Here is a 17659-nt window from a genome sequence, read left to right as displayed (position 1 = left end):
CCGTGAGGCCTCCGCGCGACCCCCCCTCGGGGGCCTCTGGAGGCTCCTTCGGGCAGCCCTCGCCGAGCCTCCGCCGAGCCCCTGCGGGGCCCGGCCGGCCGGGGGCGGACGGGGGGTCGCGCACTGTCCATGCGCTAAGACCGCGATCTCACTCCGCGAGACACAAGTTCAATCTCCGGCGAAAAGCGCCACTCTGGACGGGAGCGGCCCGGGAGTCTCAGGGCGGCGCACACGCTTTGACCTCGACGACACGAGAAGGCCGGCAACGCGGCCGGCTGGAGGGAATCCGATGGGACGGACACTCGCAGAGAAGGTCTGGGACGACCACGTCGTGCGGCGCGCGGAGGGCGAACCCGACCTCCTCTTCATCGACCTCCACCTGCTCCACGAGGTCACCAGCCCGCAGGCCTTCGACGGGCTGCGGCTGGCCGGCCGTACGGTCCGCCGCACCGATCTGACGATCGCCACCGAGGACCACAACACCCCCACCCTGGACATCGACAAGCCGATCGCGGACCCGGTCTCCAGGGTGCAGCTGGAGACCCTGCGCAGGAACGCCGCCGAGTTCGGCGTCCGGATCCACTCGCTCGGCGACGTCGAACAGGGCGTCGTGCACGTCGTCGGCCCGCAGCTCGGCCTGACCCAGCCCGGCATGACCGTGGTCTGCGGCGACTCCCACACCTCGACCCACGGCGCCTTCGGCGCGCTGGCGTTCGGCATCGGCACCAGCCAGGTCGAGCACGTGCTGGCCACCCAGACCCTGCCGCTGGCGCCGTTCCGGACCATGGCGGTCACCGTCGAGGGCGAACTGCCCGAGGGCGTCACCGCCAAGGACCTGATCCTGGCCGTCATCGCGAAGATCGGCACCGGCGGCGGCCAGGGCTACGTCCTGGAGTACCGCGGTTCGGCGATCCGGAGCCTGTCCATGGAGGCCCGGATGACCGTCTGCAACATGTCGATCGAGGCCGGCGCCCGGGCCGGCATGATCGCCCCCGACGAGACGACCTTCGACTATCTCCAGGGCCGCCCGCACGCCCCGCAGGGCGAGGACTGGGACGCCGCCGTCGCGTACTGGCGGACCCTGGGCACCGACGAGGACGCGGTCTTCGACCACGAGATCTTCATCGACGCGAGCGAGCTGACCCCCTTCGTCACCTGGGGCACCAACCCGGGCCAGGGCGCCCCGCTGGGCTCCGACGTGCCGGACCCGGCCTCCTTCGCCGACCCGCAGGAGCGCCTGGCCGCCGAGAACGCCCTGACGTACATGGGCCTGGAGGCCGGCACCCCGCTGCGCGAGGTGAAGGTCGACGCGGTCTTCGTCGGCTCCTGCACCAACGGCCGGATCGAGGACCTGCGGGCCGCCGCGGCCGTCGTGGAGGGCCGCCGGATCGCCGACGGCGTACGGATGCTGGTCGTCCCCGGGTCCGTCCGGGTCGCGCTCCAGGCCGTCGAGGAGGGGCTGGACAAGGTGTTCACCGCGGCCGGCGCCGAGTGGCGCCACGCGGGCTGCTCGATGTGCCTGGGCATGAACCCCGACCAGCTCGCCCCGGGGGAGCGCTGCGCCTCCACCTCGAACCGCAACTTCGAGGGCCGGCAGGGCAAGGGCGGCCGCACCCACCTGGTCTCCCCGCAGGTCGCCGCCGCGACCGCCGTGCTGGGCCGCCTCGCGTCCCCCTCCGACCTGACCGCCGACGTCGCTCCCGTGGAGGCCTGAGCCATGGAGAAGTTCACCACCCACACCGGCCGGGCCGTCCCGCTGCGCCGCAGCAACGTGGACACCGACCAGATCATCCCCGCCCACTGGCTCAAGAAGGTCACCCGATCCGGTTTCGAGGGCGGCCTGTTCGAAGCCTGGCGCAAGGACGAGTCGTTCATCCTCAACCGGCCCGAGCGGCAGGGCGCCACGGTCCTGGTGGCCGGTCCCGAGTTCGGCACCGGATCCTCCCGGGAGCACGCCGTCTGGGCGCTCCAGAACTACGGCTTCCACGCGGTCATCTCCTCGCGCTTCGCCGACATCTTCCGGGGCAACTCCCTGAAGAACGGCCTGCTGACGGTCGTCCTGCCGCAGGAGACCGTGGAGCGGCTCTGGGCGCTCACGGAGAGTGACCCTTCGGCCGAGATCACCGTCGACCTGGAGGCGCGCGAAGTACGGGCCGAAGGCGTCACGGCGGCCTTCGAACTGGACGACAACGTCCGGTGGCGGCTGCTCAACGGGCTGGACGACATCAGCATCACGCTGCGGAACGAGGCCGACATCGCGGCCTTCGAGGAGACCCGTCCGGCCTTCAAGCCCCGTGCTCTGCCGGTCGCCTGAGTTCCCCTCAGAACAAGCATTCTGACGATCCACCGCGTGGCCCGTGCCCCCCTCGGGGGGGCCGGGCCATCCGTCGTTCCGGAGCACGAGTTAGCGCCGGGGTCCGCCCCGGATTGCCCATTTGGCTTTGCGGAAGAGGGGCCCGCGCAAGTACAACTGCGGGTAGATGGCACAATCAGTACATGCACCGGCACCATGAACCTCCGTACGCGGGCGGCGAACCCGCGACTGAGGACTCCATGGGCCGGCCATCCGAACGCCGAATTGACGACCGGCCGGACGTCACCTCCGCACCAGCTGAGGGGCCGGACGACCAGGAAGTCGTAGCGCTCTACGCGCTTGTGGCCGAGCGGTTGAAGCAAGCTCACGCCCGCGTGCATGCGCTGAACGTGTCTGCCGATGCAAAGACCGCTCTCACCCGTCAACTCCTCATCGTCACCGAGACCGCCAAGCGCGATCTTCCGGAGGCGGCAAGGCGGTTGAGTCGCTTTGTACATGACCTCGACGAGGGGCCCCCGCCGCTCGACTGAGGTCGCCGACGCGCAAATCCATTGCGACACTAGGGTGATTCGCGCGTTTGGTAATTGAAAGTCCGCAGATACATACCTAACGTGCGAAAAGAACGGATGGAATCATCCGGCGCCCGTTTCCGAAGGGGAAGACGTGAACAAGGCTCAGCTTGTCGAAGCGGTGGCCGAGCAGCTGGGCGGTCGCAAGGCTGCCGCAGAGGCCGTCGACGCAGTGCTCGACACCATGGTCCGTGCCGTTGTGGCCGGTGACCGGGTCTCGGTGACCGGGTTCGGCACCTTCGAGAAGGTGGAGCGCTCCGCGCGCTTCGCCCGCAACCCGCAGACCGGCGAGCGCGTCAAGGTCAAGAAGACCTCGGTCCCGCGCTTCCGTCCGGGCCAGGGCTTCAAGGACCTGGTCAGCGGCAGCAAGAAGCTGCCGAAGGAAGGCCCCTCGGTGAAGAAGGCCCCCAAGGGCTCCCTCACCCCGGGCAAGAGCGGCGTGGCCGCCACCCCGGCCGCCAAGCGTGCCGCCACCAAGCGCGCCGCCGCCGCCGCTGCCGCCGCCCCGGCCACCAAGAAGGCCGCCGCCAAGAAGACGGCGACCACGGCCGCCGCCAAGAAGGCGACCACCACGGCCGCCGCCAAGAAGACCACGGCGACCGCCAAGAAGAGCGCCGCGAAGACCACCGTCGCGAAGACCACCGCCGCGAAGACGACGGCTGCGAAGACCACGGCCGCCAAGAAGGCCACGGCCACCGCGACCAAGGCCGCCGCCACCAAGAAGACGGCCGCGGCGAAGAAGGCGACCACCACGGCCGCCGCCAAGAAGACCACGGCCACCGCCAAGAAGGCGGCCGCCACCGCCAAGAAGACGGCGCCGGCGAAGAAGACCGCCACCCGCAAGACCACCGCGCGCAAGACCTCTGCCAAGTAAGTCCCGCGCGACCGTCTTCGGACGGCCTTCGGCCCAGAGCCGCGGCACCCCCCCTCCCGTGAATTCGCGGAGACCGGTCGCCGCGGCTCTTTCGATTTCCGGGCGCTTAGTCAGGAATCCGCGGCGTGCGTCGGCGCGGGGCCGTTCCGGGCGGGGTGGCGGGGTGCGGGCCGGTCCTCGGCGGGGCCGGTCGGGGTCGGTCGGGGTCGGTCGGGCCCGAAGGTTCCGGAGGCTTCGGCGGAGCCCGGCGGGGCCGTCAGCCCTCGGCGGGGTCGGGGAAGGTCTGGAGCGTCACGAAGACCACCCGGCGGGCCTCTCCGGTGCCCTCGGTGCGGATCCGCACCCGCTGCCCGGGGCGCAGCAGCCGCAGGCCGCCGGCGTCGAAGGCGGCCGCGTCGAACGGCACCGGGGTCCCGTCGTCGAGCAGCACGGAGCCGGCCCGGGTGGCGGGGTCGAAGGTGAACGCGGTGGCCTGCATGCGAGCAGCATAGCGAGCGGCCCCGCCCGGGCCGGGGAGCAGGTCGGCACCGGCCGGGCGGGGTCCGGGGGCCTTTCGCGGGAGGGGCCGGGGCGGGCTCAGCGCAGGCTCAGGCGGGCGAACAGCGCGCTGGTGTGCGGGCCGAGGCCGAGCGCCGCGGCCTCGCCGAGGTCCGTCCCGGTGTCCACGTCCCGGCGCACCGACTCCACGTCCGGCAGGCGCAGTTCGAGCGCGCCGCCGGCCGCGTGCCGGGCCCGCGAGCCGTCCCCGAAGGCGGGGGAGAGCGGACGGCCGGGGGCGCAGGCGAGCAGGGTGGTGCCGAGGCCGGGGGAGTCCGGCAGGAAGGCCCGGCCGTCCGGCGGCACCGCGCCCAGCACCCGGGTGAGTTCGGCCGGGCGCAGCGCCGGGAGGTCCGCCGAGAGCGCCGCCAGCGGGGCCCGCGGGGCCAGGGCCAGGGCGGCCGCGGCGCCGTGCGCCAGGGCCCGGTTGAGGCCGCCGCCGGGCTCGTCGGCGACCACCAGGGCGCCGAGCGCGGCCAGCCGGGCGCCGGCCTCGGCGTCGCGGGTGACCACCAGGACCCGGTCGACGTCCGGGGTGGCCAGGGCGGCGGCGACGGTGTCCAGGGCGAAGGACAGCGCCAGGTCGGCCCGGTGCGGCCCGGCGTACGGGGCCAGTCTGCTCTTCGCCAGGGCGAGCGGCTTGAGCGGGAGCACCAGCGACCAGCCGGCCGTGGGTGCGGGGGGCGCGACGGGCTCACTGGGGCGTACGGTGTCCTGGGTCACCGGCGTCATTCTGGCGCCGGTCCCGGAGCCCTCGCCAGGCCGTTCGAGCTGTGCGGACGTGCGTTTGATCACGCCCGCCGGGCGGGTTGGCGCGGTTGCTCGACAGCCGGTGAGCGGGCGGGCGACACTGTTCCGCGCCCGTGGCCCGGGCACCGGCGGAAGCGGTGCGCGGCACCGGGACACCATGACCGCGGTAATCCGTGCCGCATCGGATGAGAAGGAGCTGGGGTGGCCCGCCGCTCGTACGCCAAGTTCGGCAACGCCGACTACGGCATCTGGTACCGCTTCGCGGCCGTGCTGGTGAAGCCGGTGACGACCGCCCTGGTGAAGCCCGACTGGCGGGGCTGGGAGCACGTTCCGAGGAACGGCGGCTTCATCGCCGCGGTGAACCACAACTCGATCATCGACCCGGTGATCTACGCGCACTGGCAGTACAACAGCGGGCGTCCGCCGCGCATTCTCGGCAAGTCCTCGCTGTTCTCCGTCCCCTTCATCGGGTTCATGCTGCGCAAGACCGGCCAGATCCCGGTGTTCCGCGAGTCCACCGACGCCGCGCAGGCGTTCCGGGCCGCGATCGACGCGGTCAACGGCGGCCAGTGCGTGCAGTTCTACCCGGAGGGAACGCTCACCCGGGACCCCGACCTGTGGCCGATGACCGGCAAGAGCGGGGTCGCCCGGGTCGCGCTGATGACCGGTGCGCCGGTCATCCCGGTCGCGCACTGGGGCGCCCACGAGATCATCCCGCCGTACGGCCGTCCCGGTTTCGGGAAGGGCCGGTTCAACCTGTTCCCGCGGCACCGGGTCACCGTCGCGGCCGGGCCGCCGGTGGACCTGAGCCGGTACCAGGGGCAGGAGCTCACCGCCCAGGTGCTCGCCGACGCGACCGAGGACATCATGACGGCGATCACCGCCGTGCTGGCCGAAGTCCGGGGCGAGGAGCCGCCGGCCGAGCGCTACGACATGCGCAAGGCCGCCCGGGAGCGCGCCGCGGCCGCGCTGGCCGAGCGCCGGCGCGCCAAGGGCGAGCCGGGCAAGGGCACCGAGGAGGCCGGCAAGTGACCCGTTGCGCCGTGATGGGAACCGGCTCCTGGGGCACCGCGTTCGCGATGGTGCTCGCCGACGCGGGCTGCGAGGTCGTGCTCTGGGCCCGCCGCCAGGAGCTGGTGGACGCCGTCAACTCCACCCACGAGAACCCGGACTACCTGCCGGGCGTCCGGCTGCCCGACACCGTCCGGGCCACCACCGACGCCGCCGAGGCGCTGGCCGGCGCCGACTTCGCGGTGCTCGTGGTGCCCTCGCAGACGCTGCGCGACAACCTGGCCGCCTGGACGCCGCTGATCGAGCCGCAGACCGTGCTGGTGAGCCTGATGAAGGGCATCGAACTCGGCACCGCCAAGCGGATGAGCGAGGTGATCGACGAGGTCACCGGGGTCGGTCAGGAGCGCGTCGCGGTGGTCAGCGGGCCCAACCTGGCCAAGGAGATCGCCAACCGGCAGCCCGCGGCCAGCGTGGTCGCCTGCTCCGACGAGGCGGTCGCCAAGCGGCTCCAGGCGGCCTGCCACACGCCGTACTTCCGGCCGTACACCAACACCGACGTGGTGGGCTGCGAACTCGGCGGCGCGGTCAAGAACGTGATCGGCCTGGCGGTCGGCATGGCGGCCGGCATGGGGCTGGGCGACAACACCAAGGCGACGCTGATCACCCGCGGGCTGGCCGAGACCACCCGGCTCGGCGAGGTGCTGGGCGCGGACCCGCACACCTTCGCGGGGCTCGCCGGGATGGGCGACCTGGTGGCCACCTGCTCCTCGCCGCTGTCCCGCAACAACACCTTCGGCATGAACCTGGGCCGGGGCATGACGCTGGAGGAGGCCCGCGCGGCCACCCGGCAGACCGCCGAGGGCGTCAAGTCCTGCGAGTCGGTGCTGGACCTGGCCCGGCGCAACGGGGTCGACATGCCGATCGTCGAGGCCGTGGTGGACGTGGTGCACAACGGGCGGCCGACCCAGGAGGCGCTGCGGGCGCTGATGTCGCGTTCGGCCAAGCCGGAGCGGCGCTGACCCGAGCGGCGCTGACCGGAGCGGCGGCGCCGAGGGTGCGGCGCCGCTGACTTCCCGGAACGGCCTCGCACGGTAGTCTCAAACCCGATATGAGCATCGAACAGTCCTCCCCGAACCGGTCCGACCGGAAGCCGCGCGTCGCGCTGGTCTTCGGCGGGCGCAGCTCCGAGCACGCGATCTCGGTCTCCACCGCGGGCAGTGTGCTCAGGGCGATCGACCGCGACAAGTACGACGTGCTGCCGATCGGCATCACGCACGAGGGCCGCTGGGCGCTGACCAGCGACGAGCCGGCCCGGATGGCCATCACCGACGGGAAGCTGCCGGACGTGGCGCACGTCGCCGAGGGCGTCGACGGCCAGGTCGCGCTGCCGGTCGCCCCGGGCGACCGCGAGGTGGTCCTGACCGAGCCGGGCAGCGCCCCCAAGGCCCTCGGCGAGGTCGACGTGGTCTTCCCGCTGCTGCACGGCCCGTGGGGCGAGGACGGCACGCTCCAGGGCCTGCTGGAGCTCTCCGGCGTCCCGTACGTCGGCAACGGCGTGCTGGCCAGCGCGGCCGGCATGGACAAGGAGTTCGCCAAGCGGATCCTCGCCTCGCACGGTCTGGACGTCGGCCGCTACACCATCGTGCGGCCGCGCGACTGGGAGACCGAGGCGGGCCGCGCGGCGGTGCGCGAGCGGGCCGCCGAGCTGGGCCTGCCGCTGTTCGTGAAGCCCTGCCGGGCCGGCTCCAGCATCGGCATCACCAAGGTGAAGGACCTGGCCGACCTCGACGCGGCGATCGAGGAGGCCCGCCGGCACGACCCCAAGCTGATCATCGAGGCGGGCGTGACCGGCCGCGAGATCGAGTGCGGCGTGCTGGAGTTCGAGGACGGCCCGCGGGCCAGCGTGGCCGGCGAGATCCTGGTCGGCGAGGGCTTCGACTTCTACGACTTCGAGGCCAAGTACATCGACTCCTCGGACGTGAAGATCCCGGCGGACCTCACCGCCGCGGAGCTCGCCGAGATCCAGCGCCAGGCGGTCGAGGCCTTCGAGGCGCTCGGCTGCGAGGGCCTGGCCCGGGTGGACTTCTTCCTGCTGGAGGACGGCACCTGGATGATCAACGAGATCAACACCATGCCCGGCTTCACCCCGATCTCGGCCTTCCCGAAGATGTGGGAGGCCAGCGGGGTCTCGTACCCGGAGCTGATCGACCGGCTGCTCGCGACGGCGCTGCGGCGCTCGACCGGGCTCCGTTAGCGAACGTGCGGAGGGCGGGCCGGGAGCTTCCCGGCCCGCCCTCGGTGCGTCGGGGACCCGTTCGGCTCAGCCCGGGACGTTGGCCTTGACCGCGCCGCTCAGGGCGGCCGCCGGGTCGAAGGGGTTCTTCGCGGCCCCGGCCGGGACGGTCACCTCGACGTAGGCGGCGCGCATGGTCGTCACGAAGCGGTAGCCGCCGTCGGCGAGCTTCTGCGACCACCAGGTGACGTCGTCGACGCTCGGGGACCAGTCCGAGGCGTGGTCGCCGTCCAGCTCCTCCGGCCGGTCGATGCCGCAGCGCAGCACCGTCCGGGGCGAGTCGCCCCAGCCGGCCACGTACGGCGAGGCGGGCGACGGGTCCCGGCGGGCGTGGCCGAGCAGGTCGGCGGGCAGCGCGGCGGCGAGCGCCCGGCAGTACCCGGCCGCCCGGCCGGTCGGCTGCGGGACCTCGACCGCCGGATCGGCCGGGCTCCAGCTGCCGACCAGCGCGACGACGGCGCAGGTCAGGGCGACGGGCAGGGCCAGCCAGCGGACCGGGGCCGGCAGGGCGGTCAGCGCCTCGGGGACGCGCAGTTCTCTGGCCACCCGCCGATGGTAGCCGGGGCCCGGACGGCAGGTACGGGCCGGTGCGCCGGCTCCCGGGCACACCGGCTCACGGGTGCACCGGCCTACAGGTGCACCACGGGACAGGTGAGCGTGCGGGTGATGCCGTCGACCTTCTGGACCTGGGCCACCACCATGCGGCCCAGCTCGTCCACCGTCTCGGCCTCGGCCTTGACGATCACGTCGTAGGGGCCGGTGACGTCCTCGGCGCTCAGGACGCCGGGGACCCCGGCGATGGTCCGGGCCACGGCGGTGGCCTTGCCAACCTCGGTCTGGATCAGGATGTATGCCTGTACCACGGGGACCTCCCGGCGGCCGGTTAGGGGGGATAGCCGCCGTGATCGCCCGGTCAGGTGTGTGGGTGGGTGGGCTCACCGGCAGTCTGATCACCACGCTACCGCGCTGCGGGCCGGGGAGGGGAGACCTCGATGCTCCCGAAGGGCGTACGCTGCGCGCGGGGGAGCGCGACGGGGACCGAATCGGATGGAAACGCGAGAGGACGGCAGATGCAGGGGACCGTGGGCGAGCTCGGCGAGTTCGGCCTCATCAGGGAGCTGACCGCCCGGGTACCGCTCACCGATGCCGTCGACCTCGGCCCGGGTGACGACGCCGCGGTGGTACGGGCTCCGGACGGCCGGGTGGTGGCGACCACGGACGTCCTGATCGAGAACCGGCACTTCCGCCGGGACTGGTCCACCGCCTACGACGTGGGCCGCAAGGCCGCCGCCCAGAACCTCGCCGACGTGGCCGCGATGGGGGCGGTGCCGACCGCCATCCTGCTCGGCCTGGTCGCCCCCGCGGACCTGCCGACCACCTGGGCCACCGAGTTGATGGACGGGCTGCGCGACGAGTGCCAGGTGGCCGGGGCGACGGTGGTCGGCGGCGACGTGGTGCGCGGCGACACCGTCACGCTGGCCATCACGGCGCTCGGCGACCTCCAGGGGCGGGCGCCGGTGACGCGCTCCGGCGCGCAGGTCGGCGACGTGGTCGCGGTGACCGGCTGGCTCGGCTGGTCGGCCGCCGGCCTGACCGTGCTCCAGCGCGGCTTCCGCTCCCCGCGCGCCTTCGTCGAGGCGCACCGCCGGCCCGAACCGCCGTACCACGCGGGCCCGGCGGCCGCCGACCTGGGCGCGACCTCGATGGTCGACGTGAGCGACGGGCTGGTCGCCGACCTCGGCCACGTCGCCCGGGCCAGCGAGGTGGACATCGACCTCAAGGCCGCCGACTTCGACGTCCCGGCGCAGATGGCCGACATCGGCCAGGCGGTCGGGGTGGACCCGCTGGTCTGGGTGCTCTCCGGCGGCGAGGACCACGCGATCGTCGCCACCTTCCCGCGCGGGATCCAACTCCCGGCCCGCTGGCGGGTGGTGGGCGAGGTGACCGGCCGCCCGACGGGCAGCCGCAGCGGCCGGGTGACGGTCGACGGCGCGCCCTGGGACCGGGTCGGCGGCTGGGACCACTTCGCCGAGTAGCGCGCGGCCGCGCGCCGATCCCCGTACGGCGGGCGGCGCGTGACGCTCCGGTGCGCGGGGGACGGGCTTCGCGGGTGCGTTGTGCGTAGGCTTGCGACACCCCGGCCCGCCCGTCCGGCGCGGGCGGCCCGAACCACTGCGAGCGGGAGCACACCACAGATGCGCATCGGTGTACTGACCAGCGGCGGCGACTGCCCCGGCCTCAACGCGGTGATCCGCTCGGTGGTGCACCGGGGCACCGACGTCCACGGGGACGAGATCGTCGGCATCCTGGACGGCTTCCTCGGACTGATCGAGGGCCGCACCCGGACGGTCACGCACGACGACGTCACCGGCCTGCTCACCCTCGGCGGCACCATCCTGGGCTCGGCCCGGGTGCGGCGGGACCGGATCGCCTGGGCGGTGGAGAACGCCAGGACGCTCGCCCGGGAGATCGGCATCGACGCGCTGATCGCGATCGGCGGCGAGGGGACGCTGACCGCCGCCAAGCTGTTCAGCGACGCCGGACTGCCCGTCGTCGGGGTGCCGAAGACCATCGACAACGACATCGACGCCACCGACGTGACCTTCGGCTTCGACACCGCCGTGCACGTCGCGACCGAGGCGATCGACCGGCTGAAGACCACCGCTGAGTCCCACCAGCGCGTCATGGTGGTCGAGTTGATGGGACGGCACACCGGCTGGATCACCCTCACCGCGGGCATGGCGGGCGGCGCGCACGGCATCCTGATCCCGGAGAAGCCCTTCGACATCGAGGCGGTGGCCCGGATAATCGAGGACCGCTTCGCGCGCGGCAAGAAGTTCGCCATCATCGCCGTCGCCGAGGGCGCCTCCCCGGTGCCCGGCACCATGCGCTTCGACCACGGCGAGGTCGACCAGTACGGCCACCGGACCTTCGGCGGGATCGGCAACCGGCTCGCCCACGAGCTGGAGGACCTGCTCGGCAAGGAGGCCCGCCCGGTCATCCTCGGCCACGTCCAGCGCGGCGGCACCCCGACCGCCCGGGACCGGGTGCTCGCCACCCGGTTCGGCTGGCACGCGGTGGAGGCCGTCCACCAGGGGGCGTTCGGGCACTTCACCGCGCTGCGCCGGACCGGCATCGAACTGCTGCCGATCGGCGACGCGGTGACCCGGCTGAAGACGGTGCCGGAGGACCGCTGGGCGGAGTCCGAAGCGGTGCTGTGAAACGGCGCGGGTAGGTTGGGGCCATGGCTTCGACTGCTCCCCCCCGCGTGCTCACCGTCGCCGGCTCCGACTCCGGCGGCGGCGCCGGCATCCAGGCCGACCTCAAGGCGATGCTCGCCCTCGGCGTCCACGGCATGAGCGTGATCACCGCCGTCACCGCGCAGAACTCGCTCGGCGTCCAGGGCTACTGGGAACTGCCCGCCGAAGCCGTCCGGGCGCAGTTCCGCAGCGTGGTGGACGACATCGGGGTGCAGGCCGTGAAGACCGGGATGCTCGCCTCGGTCGAACTCGTCGAGACCGTCGCCGAACTGCTGGCCGGGGTGGACGCCCCGGTGGTGGTCGACCCGGTCGGGGTCTCCAAGCACGGGGACGCGCTGCTGGTCGCCGAGGCCGTCGCCACCGTCCGCGAGAAGCTGCTGCCGGTCGCCACCCTGGCCACCCCCAACCTGCACGAGGTGACCCAGCTCACCGGGCTGGCCGTCGAGGACGAGTCGCAGATGCTGGACGCCGCCAAGGCGCTGGTCGACCTCGGGCCGCGCTGGGCGCTGGTCAAGGGCGGCCACCTGCCGGGCGAGGCCGCCGACCTGCTGTACGGCGGACCGGACGAGGTGCACTGGTTCCGGGCACCGCGCTACGACAACCGCCACACCCACGGCACCGGCTGCACGCTGGCCAGCGCGATCGCGGCCGGCCTGGCCAAGGGCGAGCCGCTGCCGCTGGCGGTGGCCTCGGCCAAGGAGTACATCACCGGCGCGATCGCCGGGGGCTTCGCCCTGGGCGCCGGCATCGGCCCGGTCGACCACGCCTGGCGCTGGCGCTAGCGGAGGCCCGGAACGTCCGGAACATCCGGAACGTCCGGAAAACAGCGGTGGGCGGACTCCTCAGAGGAGCCCGCCCACCACGGTCACGTCCGGAAATCGGCGCAACCGGCCACGGAAACAGTGGAGCCGGCCCATCCGAGGATGAACCGGCTCACTGGAGGACCGGCATGCCGGTCTGCGCGTCAGCGCGAGACCTTACCGGCCTTGATGCACGAGGTGCAGACGTTGAGCCGCTTCGGCGTCCGCCCAATCACAGCGCGCACCGTCTGAATGTTGGGGTTCCAACGACGGGGGGTACGGCGGTGAGAGTGGGAGATGCTGTTGCCGAAGCCCGGCCCCTTGCCGCAGACGTCGCAGTTGGCAGCCACAGGAGTCACTCCAAGACTTCAGATCAGATACTTTCGAAAACCCCGCTCAGCCACCAGAACACTCGCGTGAACCAGACCGGACAAGGGGGTGAGCCTGGACGGTTCCAGGCAACCGGAAGAGCATACAACGCTTGCTTCCGTCCCACGAAACTACCATGACCGGCCGAGTGATCGCTCCTGCCCGCCGGACCGGACGGCCCTCCCCGCCCCCCGATAACCTGCCGGTATCACCCCTTGCCGCCGCCCGGCCCGCGTCACCGCCCCGGGCCGCCGCGGCGTCCCGTCCGGAGGAGACCTGGTGCTGCACACGCTCGACGCCCCGGCCGTGCGCACCTGGTGCCAGCTCGCCCTGCGCGCGCTCGGCCAGGCCCGCGAGGAGATCGACGCGCTCAACGTCTACCCCGTCCCGGACGGCGACACCGGCACCAACCTCTACCTGACCGTCGAGTCCGCCGCCGCCGAGGTGGAGAGCCGCTTCGCCGACCCCGCCGCCGACCCGGCCCCCGGGCTGGCCGAGACGGTCCGGGCGATGGCCCGCGGCGCGCTGGTCGGGGCCCGGGGCAACTCCGGGGTGATCCTCGCCCAGTGGCTGCGCGGCACCGCCGAGACGCTCGCCGAGGGCGGCGGCGCCGAACAGCTGCGGGCCGCCCTGCAGCGGGCCGCCGACTCCGCCTACCAGGCCGTCGCGGAGCCCGTCGAGGGCACCCTGCTGACCGTCGCCCGGGTCGCCGCCCGGGAGGCCCACCGGGCCGGGGGCGGGCTCGCCCAGGTCGCCGACACCGCCTACCGGGCCGCCCGGGACGCGCTGCGGCACACCCCCGAGCAACTCGCCGTCCTGGCCGAGAACGGGGTGGTGGACGCCGGCGGGCGCGGCCTGGTGGCCGTCCTCGGCGCGCTCGCCGACGCCGTCGCCGGGCAGCAGCCCATGGGGCCGGTCGCGCTGCGCGGGGACGTCCGGGCCGTGGAGAGCTGCGAGATGCACCTGCGGCCGCCCGGCCCCGGCCACCCCGCCTTCGAGGTCATCTACCTGCTGGACGCCCCCGACGAGGCGCTGCCCGCGCTGCGCGAGCGGCTCTGCGAGCTCGGCGACTCGCTGGTGATCGGCGGCGGCGACGGCCTGTGGAACGTGCACGTCCACGTGGACGACGCGGGCGCCGCCGTGGAGGCCGGGGTCGGCGCCGGGCGCCCGCACCAGATCCGGATCACCCACTTCGCCGAGGCCGCCGCCCGCTCCGGCACCGCCGCCGAGCGCGGCGAACGCGAGGAACGGGCCCGCGCGGTGCTCTCGGTGGTCTCCGGCGGGGGCCTGGCCGAGCTCTGCGAGCAGGCCGGCGCCGTCGTCCTGCACGCCGACCCGGACCGCCCGCCGGCCAGCGCCGAGCTCGCCGACGCGGTGCGCCGCTCGGCCGCCCGCGAGGTCGTCCTGCTGCTCAACGACCCCGAGCTGCGCGCCGCCGCCGGGGCCGCCGCCGACCAGCTGCGCGAGGAGGGGGTGCGGATCGCCGTCCTGCCCACCCGCTCGCCGGTGCAGGGGCTGGCCGCGCTCGCGGTGCACGAGGGCGGCCGCCGCTTCGACGAGGACGTGGTCGCCATGACCTCCGCCGCCGGCGCCACCCGCTACGCGGAGCTGGCCGTCGCCGAGGGGGAGTCCTGGACGATGGCGGGGGTCTGCCAGGCCGGAGACGTGCTCGGGCTGATCGACGGCGACGTCGCGGTGATCGGCGCCGGGCTGGCCGAGGTCGGCGAGAGCGTGCTGGACCGGATGCTCGGGGCCGGCGGCGAACTCGTCACCCTGGTCCTCGGCGGCGGCACCGACGAGGCGCTCGCCCACCGGCTGGTCGCCCACGTCCGGCACCGCCGGCCCGAGGTGGACGCGGTGGTCTTCCACGGCGGGCAGGAACCGGCACCGCTGCTCATCGGGGTGGAGTAGGGGCGGGGGCCGCCCTTGGCCCGGTTTGTCGGCCCGGTGGTGTAAACAAGGCGCTGATGGGCGCTCTCGATGAACCACTGACCAAGCTCGTCGGCGACCGCACCGCGAAGGTGCTCGCCGACAGCCTCAAGCTGCGCACGGTCGGGGACCTGCTGCACCACTACCCGCGCCGCTACGTCGAGCGCGGCCAGCTCACCAGCCTGGACGAGCTGGAGGTCGACGAGCACGTCACCGTGCTGGCCCGGATCGAGAAGGTCACCCTGATCCCGTTCCGCGGCCGCAAGGGCGACCGGCTGGAGGTGGTCGTCACCGACGGCCGCAGCCGGCTCTCGCTGGTCTTCTTCAACCAGGGCTGGCGGCAGAAGGAGCTCAGGGCCGGCGCCCAGGGCCTGTTCGCGGGCAAGGTCGGGGTCTTCAACCGGACCCGCCAGCTGGTCTCGCCGGACTACCAGCTGCTCGACGAGGACGCCGGCTCCGACGCCGCGCGGCAGTTCGCCGGCCGGCTCATCCCGGTGTACGGCGCCAGCGCGCAGATGCCCAGCTGGAAGCTGTCGATCTGCGTCGAGACGGCACTCACCAAGCACCTCGGCGACGTCGGCGAACCGCTGCCCGCCGAACTGCGCGAGCGGCACGACCTGATCCCGCTGCCCGAGGCGCTGGAGCTGATCCACCGTCCGCGCGGCCACGCCGACCGCGAGCGCGCCCAGAGCCGGCTGCGCTGGGACGAGGCCTTCGTGCTCCAGGTCGCCCTCGCGCAGCGCCGGGCCGCCGACTCCGCCCTGCCCGCCAAGCCGCGCGCGGCCCGCGAGGGCGGCCTGCTGGACGCCTTCGACGCCCGGCTGCCGTTCACCCTCACCGAGGGGCAGCGGAAGGTCTCCGCCGAGATCGCCGCCGACCTCGCCACCGACCACCCGATGCACCGCCTCCTCCAGGGCGAGGTCGGCTCCGGCAAGACCCTGGTCGCGCTGCGCGCCATGCTCGCCGTGGTGGACGCGGGCGGCCAGGCGGTGCTGCTGGCGCCCACCGAGGTGCTCGCCCAGCAGCACCACCGCTCGGTCGTCGAGATGATGGGGGACCTCGCCGAGGGCGGCATGCTCGGCGGCTCCGACCTCGGCACCCGGGTGGTGCTGCTGACCGGCTCGATGGGCGTCCCGGCCCGCCGCCAGGCGCTGCTCGACATGGCCTGCGGGGACGCCGGGATCGCCATCGGCACCCATGCGCTGATCGAGGACAAGGTGCAGTTCCAGGACCTCGGCCTGGTCGTGGTGGACGAGCAGCACCGCTTCGGCGTCGAGCAGCGGGACGCGCTGCGGGCCAAGGGCGAGCAGCCGCCGCACCTGCTGGTGATGACCGCCACCCCGATCCCGCGCACCGTCGCGATGACGGTCTTCGGGGACCTGGAGACCTCCGTCCTGGACCAGCTGCCGGCCGGCCGCTCGCCGATCTCCACCCACGTCGTCCCGGCGCTGGAGAAGCCCAACTTCCTCGCCCGGGCCTGGGAGCGGGTCCGCGAGGAGGTCGCCAAGGGCCACCAGGCGTACGTGGTCTGCCCCCGGATCGGGGACGAGGAGCCGGCGGCCGACCCGAAGAAGAAGAAGCGCAAGGCCGCCGAGGACGGCTTCGAGGAGGTCGCCGACGCGGGCGCGGAGAGCGACGAACGGCGGCCGCCGCTCTCGGTGGTGGAGACGGCCGAGAAGCTGGCGAAGGGCCCGCTGAGCGGCCTGCGGGTGGAGATCCTGCACGGCCGGCTCGCGCCGGAGGCCAAGGACGAGGTGATGCGCCGCTTCACGGCCGGCGAGGTGGACGTGCTGGTCGCCACCACGGTGATCGAGGTCGGCGTCAACGTCCCCAACTCCACCGCGATGGTCATCATGGACGCCGACCGCTTCGGCGTCTCCCAGCTGCACCAGCTGCGCGGCCGGGTCGGCCGCGGCAGCGCGCCGGGCCTGTGCCTGCTGGTCAGCGAGATGCCCGCGGGCAGCGCCGCGCGGGCCCGGCTGGACGCGGTGGCGGGCACCCTGGACGGCTTCGAGCTGTCCCGGATCGACCTCGAACAGCGCCGCGAGGGCGACGTGCTGGGCCAGGCCCAGTCCGGGGTGAAGTCCTCGCTCAAGGTGCTCTCGGTGCTGGAGGACGAGGAGGTCATCCTCACCGCCCGCACCGAGGCCACCCGGCTGGTCGCCGAGGACCCGGACCTGGCCGCCCACCCGGAGCTGCGCACCGCGCTGGAGAGCCTGCTCGACGAGGACCGCGCGGCCTACATGGAGAAGGGCTGAGCCGCCTCCGGACGGGCCGCGCGGCCCCGGAATTGTCAGACCCCCGGGAGAGAATGAAGGTGTTCAGGGCGCGCCCCCAAGGTGCGTTCCTGGCACGACACTTGGGGGTCAAGCCATGGCATTCCGTCATCTCAACGAGCTCCCGCTGGGCGACAAGGTCTTCCGGATCGAACTCGCCAGCGACGACGACCGCGAGGTCACCCTCACCCTGACCGGCTGGCGCGAGGGGGCGGCCGCCGCACCGCTCGCCTCGGGCAAGCTCCGCCTGCCGGTCGAGGACGTCGCCTCGCTGCGGATCGCGCTCAACCGCGCGCTGCGGGCGCTGGCGATCGTCGCCGACGTCTCCGAGCCCATCCCCGACCGCGACGTGCTGCGCGAGCTGTACCCCGGCCACGGCGCCCCCTGGGTGCCGCAGCACGAGGAGGAGCTGGTCCGGCGCTTCCACGACGGCGAGACCGTCGCCCGGATCGCCGCCCGCTTCGGCCGCACCCCCGACTCCGTCCGGACCAAGCTGCGCGAGCTCGGGCACGACCCGCGCCGCCCCGAGTTCTGCCCGCCCGACGGCTGCCTGTCCTGGTCCCGCTACGCCTCGCCGGCCCTGCTCGGCGCGAGCGTCCCGGCCCAGTCGGCGGGCTCCGAGGCGAGCTGACCACCCGAGTGCGCGGCCGCGGCCCGGTGGGGGATTCCCCGCCGGC

General features: G+C 73.6%; 18 protein-coding genes. 13 read left to right on the top strand and 5 right to left on the bottom strand.

Translation table 11 applies throughout. The annotated features are described in order from the left end of the window. The first annotated feature begins 289 nt into the window (after positions 1–289). The 4 genes from leuC (at position 290) to ACFU7Z_RS18295 (ending at position 3757) form a co-directional block, all read left to right on the top strand. Complete coding sequence (gene leuC, locus ACFU7Z_RS18310; protein ID WP_380778227.1) at positions 290–1714, top strand: 3-isopropylmalate dehydratase large subunit; 1425 nt, start codon at positions 290–292, stop codon at positions 1712–1714. Positions 1715–1717: 3 nt separating this feature from the next. Next, on the top strand, positions 1718–2314 hold the full coding sequence (gene leuD / locus ACFU7Z_RS18305; protein WP_380778225.1) for a 3-isopropylmalate dehydratase small subunit: 597 nt from the start codon (positions 1718–1720) through the stop codon (positions 2312–2314). 182 nt (positions 2315–2496) lie between these two features. Continuing rightward, a complete protein-coding gene (locus tag ACFU7Z_RS18300; protein ID WP_369808362.1) occupies positions 2497–2844 on the top strand; it encodes a hypothetical protein in 348 nt (115 codons plus the stop codon). Positions 2845–2977: 133 nt separating this feature from the next. Beyond that, positions 2978–3757, top strand: a complete 780-nt coding sequence (locus ACFU7Z_RS18295) for an HU family DNA-binding protein (protein ID WP_380778223.1) — start codon at positions 2978–2980, stop codon at positions 3755–3757. A 256-nt stretch (positions 3758–4013) separates the two neighbouring features. Here the strand turns inward: ACFU7Z_RS18295 and ACFU7Z_RS18290 are convergent, their stop codons facing one another. After that, positions 4014–4235, bottom strand: a complete 222-nt coding sequence (locus ACFU7Z_RS18290; protein WP_030257846.1) for a hypothetical protein — start codon at positions 4233–4235, stop codon at positions 4014–4016. A 98-nt stretch (positions 4236–4333) separates the two neighbouring features. Further along, positions 4334–5026, bottom strand: coding sequence for a 2-phospho-L-lactate guanylyltransferase (cofC, locus tag ACFU7Z_RS18285; protein ID WP_079271901.1), 693 nt, complete (start codon positions 5024–5026; stop codon positions 4334–4336). Between the two features lie 219 nt (positions 5027–5245). On the opposite strand from cofC, the gene ACFU7Z_RS18280 reads away from it, so the two are divergent. The 3 genes from ACFU7Z_RS18280 (at position 5246) to ACFU7Z_RS18270 (ending at position 8309) form a co-directional block, all read left to right on the top strand. After that, positions 5246–6076: a 1-acyl-sn-glycerol-3-phosphate acyltransferase gene (locus ACFU7Z_RS18280; RefSeq protein ID WP_049656319.1), complete on the top strand. Its 831-nt coding sequence runs from the start codon at positions 5246–5248 to the stop codon at positions 6074–6076. Beyond that, positions 6073–7074 (top strand): NAD(P)H-dependent glycerol-3-phosphate dehydrogenase, encoded by a 1002-nt coding sequence (locus tag ACFU7Z_RS18275; RefSeq protein WP_375877280.1) that lies wholly within the window; start codon positions 6073–6075, stop codon positions 7072–7074. Before ACFU7Z_RS18280 ends, ACFU7Z_RS18275 begins: the two co-directional genes overlap by 4 nt. Before the next feature lie 89 nt (positions 7075–7163). Then, positions 7164–8309, top strand: coding sequence for a D-alanine--D-alanine ligase family protein (locus tag ACFU7Z_RS18270; protein WP_375877281.1), 1146 nt, complete (start codon positions 7164–7166; stop codon positions 8307–8309). Between the two features lie 66 nt (positions 8310–8375). On the opposite strand, the gene ACFU7Z_RS18265 is transcribed toward ACFU7Z_RS18270, so the two are convergent. Together ACFU7Z_RS18265 and ACFU7Z_RS18260 are read right to left on the bottom strand one after the other, a co-directional pair. Next, on the bottom strand, positions 8376–8894 hold the full coding sequence (locus tag ACFU7Z_RS18265) for a DUF3515 family protein (protein ID WP_079271902.1): 519 nt from the start codon (positions 8892–8894) through the stop codon (positions 8376–8378). An 83-nt stretch (positions 8895–8977) separates the two neighbouring features. Beyond that, on the bottom strand, positions 8978–9211 hold the full coding sequence (locus ACFU7Z_RS18260) for an Lrp/AsnC family transcriptional regulator (protein WP_049656326.1): 234 nt from the start codon (positions 9209–9211) through the stop codon (positions 8978–8980). 207 nt (positions 9212–9418) lie between these two features. Between ACFU7Z_RS18260 and ACFU7Z_RS18255 the strand changes: the two genes are divergently transcribed. From ACFU7Z_RS18255 to thiD, 3 genes are all read left to right on the top strand, one after another. After that, positions 9419–10384 carry a thiamine-phosphate kinase gene (locus tag ACFU7Z_RS18255; protein ID WP_049656327.1) on the top strand — a complete coding sequence of 322 codons (966 nt, stop codon included), beginning with the start codon at positions 9419–9421 and terminating at the stop codon, positions 10382–10384. A gap of 159 nt (positions 10385–10543) precedes the next feature. Further along, positions 10544–11569, top strand: coding sequence for an ATP-dependent 6-phosphofructokinase (locus ACFU7Z_RS18250; protein WP_049656329.1), 1026 nt, complete (start codon positions 10544–10546; stop codon positions 11567–11569). Positions 11570–11592: 23 nt separating this feature from the next. Continuing rightward, a complete protein-coding gene (gene thiD / locus ACFU7Z_RS18245; RefSeq protein ID WP_049656332.1) occupies positions 11593–12390 on the top strand; it encodes a bifunctional hydroxymethylpyrimidine kinase/phosphomethylpyrimidine kinase in 798 nt (265 codons plus the stop codon). 182 nt (positions 12391–12572) lie between these two features. On the opposite strand, the gene rpmB is transcribed toward thiD, so the two are convergent. Next, a complete protein-coding gene (gene rpmB, locus ACFU7Z_RS18240; RefSeq protein WP_014138233.1) occupies positions 12573–12758 on the bottom strand; it encodes a 50S ribosomal protein L28 in 186 nt (61 codons plus the stop codon). Between the two features lie 298 nt (positions 12759–13056). Between rpmB and ACFU7Z_RS18235 the strand changes: the two genes are divergently transcribed. The 3 genes from ACFU7Z_RS18235 (at position 13057) to ACFU7Z_RS18225 (ending at position 17613) form a co-directional block, all read left to right on the top strand. Beyond that, positions 13057–14688, top strand: coding sequence for a DAK2 domain-containing protein (locus tag ACFU7Z_RS18235; protein ID WP_380778220.1), 1632 nt, complete (start codon positions 13057–13059; stop codon positions 14686–14688). 56 nt (positions 14689–14744) lie between these two features. Beyond that, positions 14745–16964, top strand: coding sequence for an ATP-dependent DNA helicase RecG (gene recG, locus ACFU7Z_RS18230; RefSeq protein WP_380778218.1), 2220 nt, complete (start codon positions 14745–14747; stop codon positions 16962–16964). A 115-nt stretch (positions 16965–17079) separates the two neighbouring features. After that, positions 17080–17613 (top strand): hypothetical protein, encoded by a 534-nt coding sequence (locus ACFU7Z_RS18225; protein WP_049653379.1) that lies wholly within the window; start codon positions 17080–17082, stop codon positions 17611–17613. The last annotated feature ends 46 nt before the right edge of the window (positions 17614–17659 follow it).

This window comes from Kitasatospora sp. NPDC057518, from assembly GCF_042802075.1.
Classification (GTDB): Bacteria; Actinomycetota; Actinomycetes; order Streptomycetales; family Streptomycetaceae; genus Kitasatospora.
This window is presented reverse-complemented; position numbering and strand designations above follow the sequence as displayed.

Coding starts and splice junctions, on each gene's coding strand:
- recG (WP_380778218.1), top strand. CDS start 14,745: ATGGGCGCTCTCGATGAACCACTGACCAAGCTCGTCGGCGACCGCACC.
- ACFU7Z_RS18290 (WP_030257846.1), bottom strand. CDS start 4,235: ATGCAGGCCACCGCGTTCACCTTCGACCCCGCCACCCGGGCCGGCTCC.
- ACFU7Z_RS18250 (WP_049656329.1), top strand. CDS start 10,544: ATGCGCATCGGTGTACTGACCAGCGGCGGCGACTGCCCCGGCCTCAAC.
- ACFU7Z_RS18255 (WP_049656327.1), top strand. CDS start 9,419: ATGCAGGGGACCGTGGGCGAGCTCGGCGAGTTCGGCCTCATCAGGGAG.
- ACFU7Z_RS18270 (WP_375877281.1), top strand. CDS start 7,164: ATGAGCATCGAACAGTCCTCCCCGAACCGGTCCGACCGGAAGCCGCGC.
- cofC (WP_079271901.1), bottom strand. CDS start 5,026: ATGACGCCGGTGACCCAGGACACCGTACGCCCCAGTGAGCCCGTCGCG.
- ACFU7Z_RS18300 (WP_369808362.1), top strand. CDS start 2,497: ATGCACCGGCACCATGAACCTCCGTACGCGGGCGGCGAACCCGCGACT.
- ACFU7Z_RS18225 (WP_049653379.1), top strand. CDS start 17,080: ATGGCATTCCGTCATCTCAACGAGCTCCCGCTGGGCGACAAGGTCTTC.
- leuD (WP_380778225.1), top strand. CDS start 1,718: ATGGAGAAGTTCACCACCCACACCGGCCGGGCCGTCCCGCTGCGCCGC.
- thiD (WP_049656332.1), top strand. CDS start 11,593: ATGGCTTCGACTGCTCCCCCCCGCGTGCTCACCGTCGCCGGCTCCGAC.
- leuC (WP_380778227.1), top strand. CDS start 290: ATGGGACGGACACTCGCAGAGAAGGTCTGGGACGACCACGTCGTGCGG.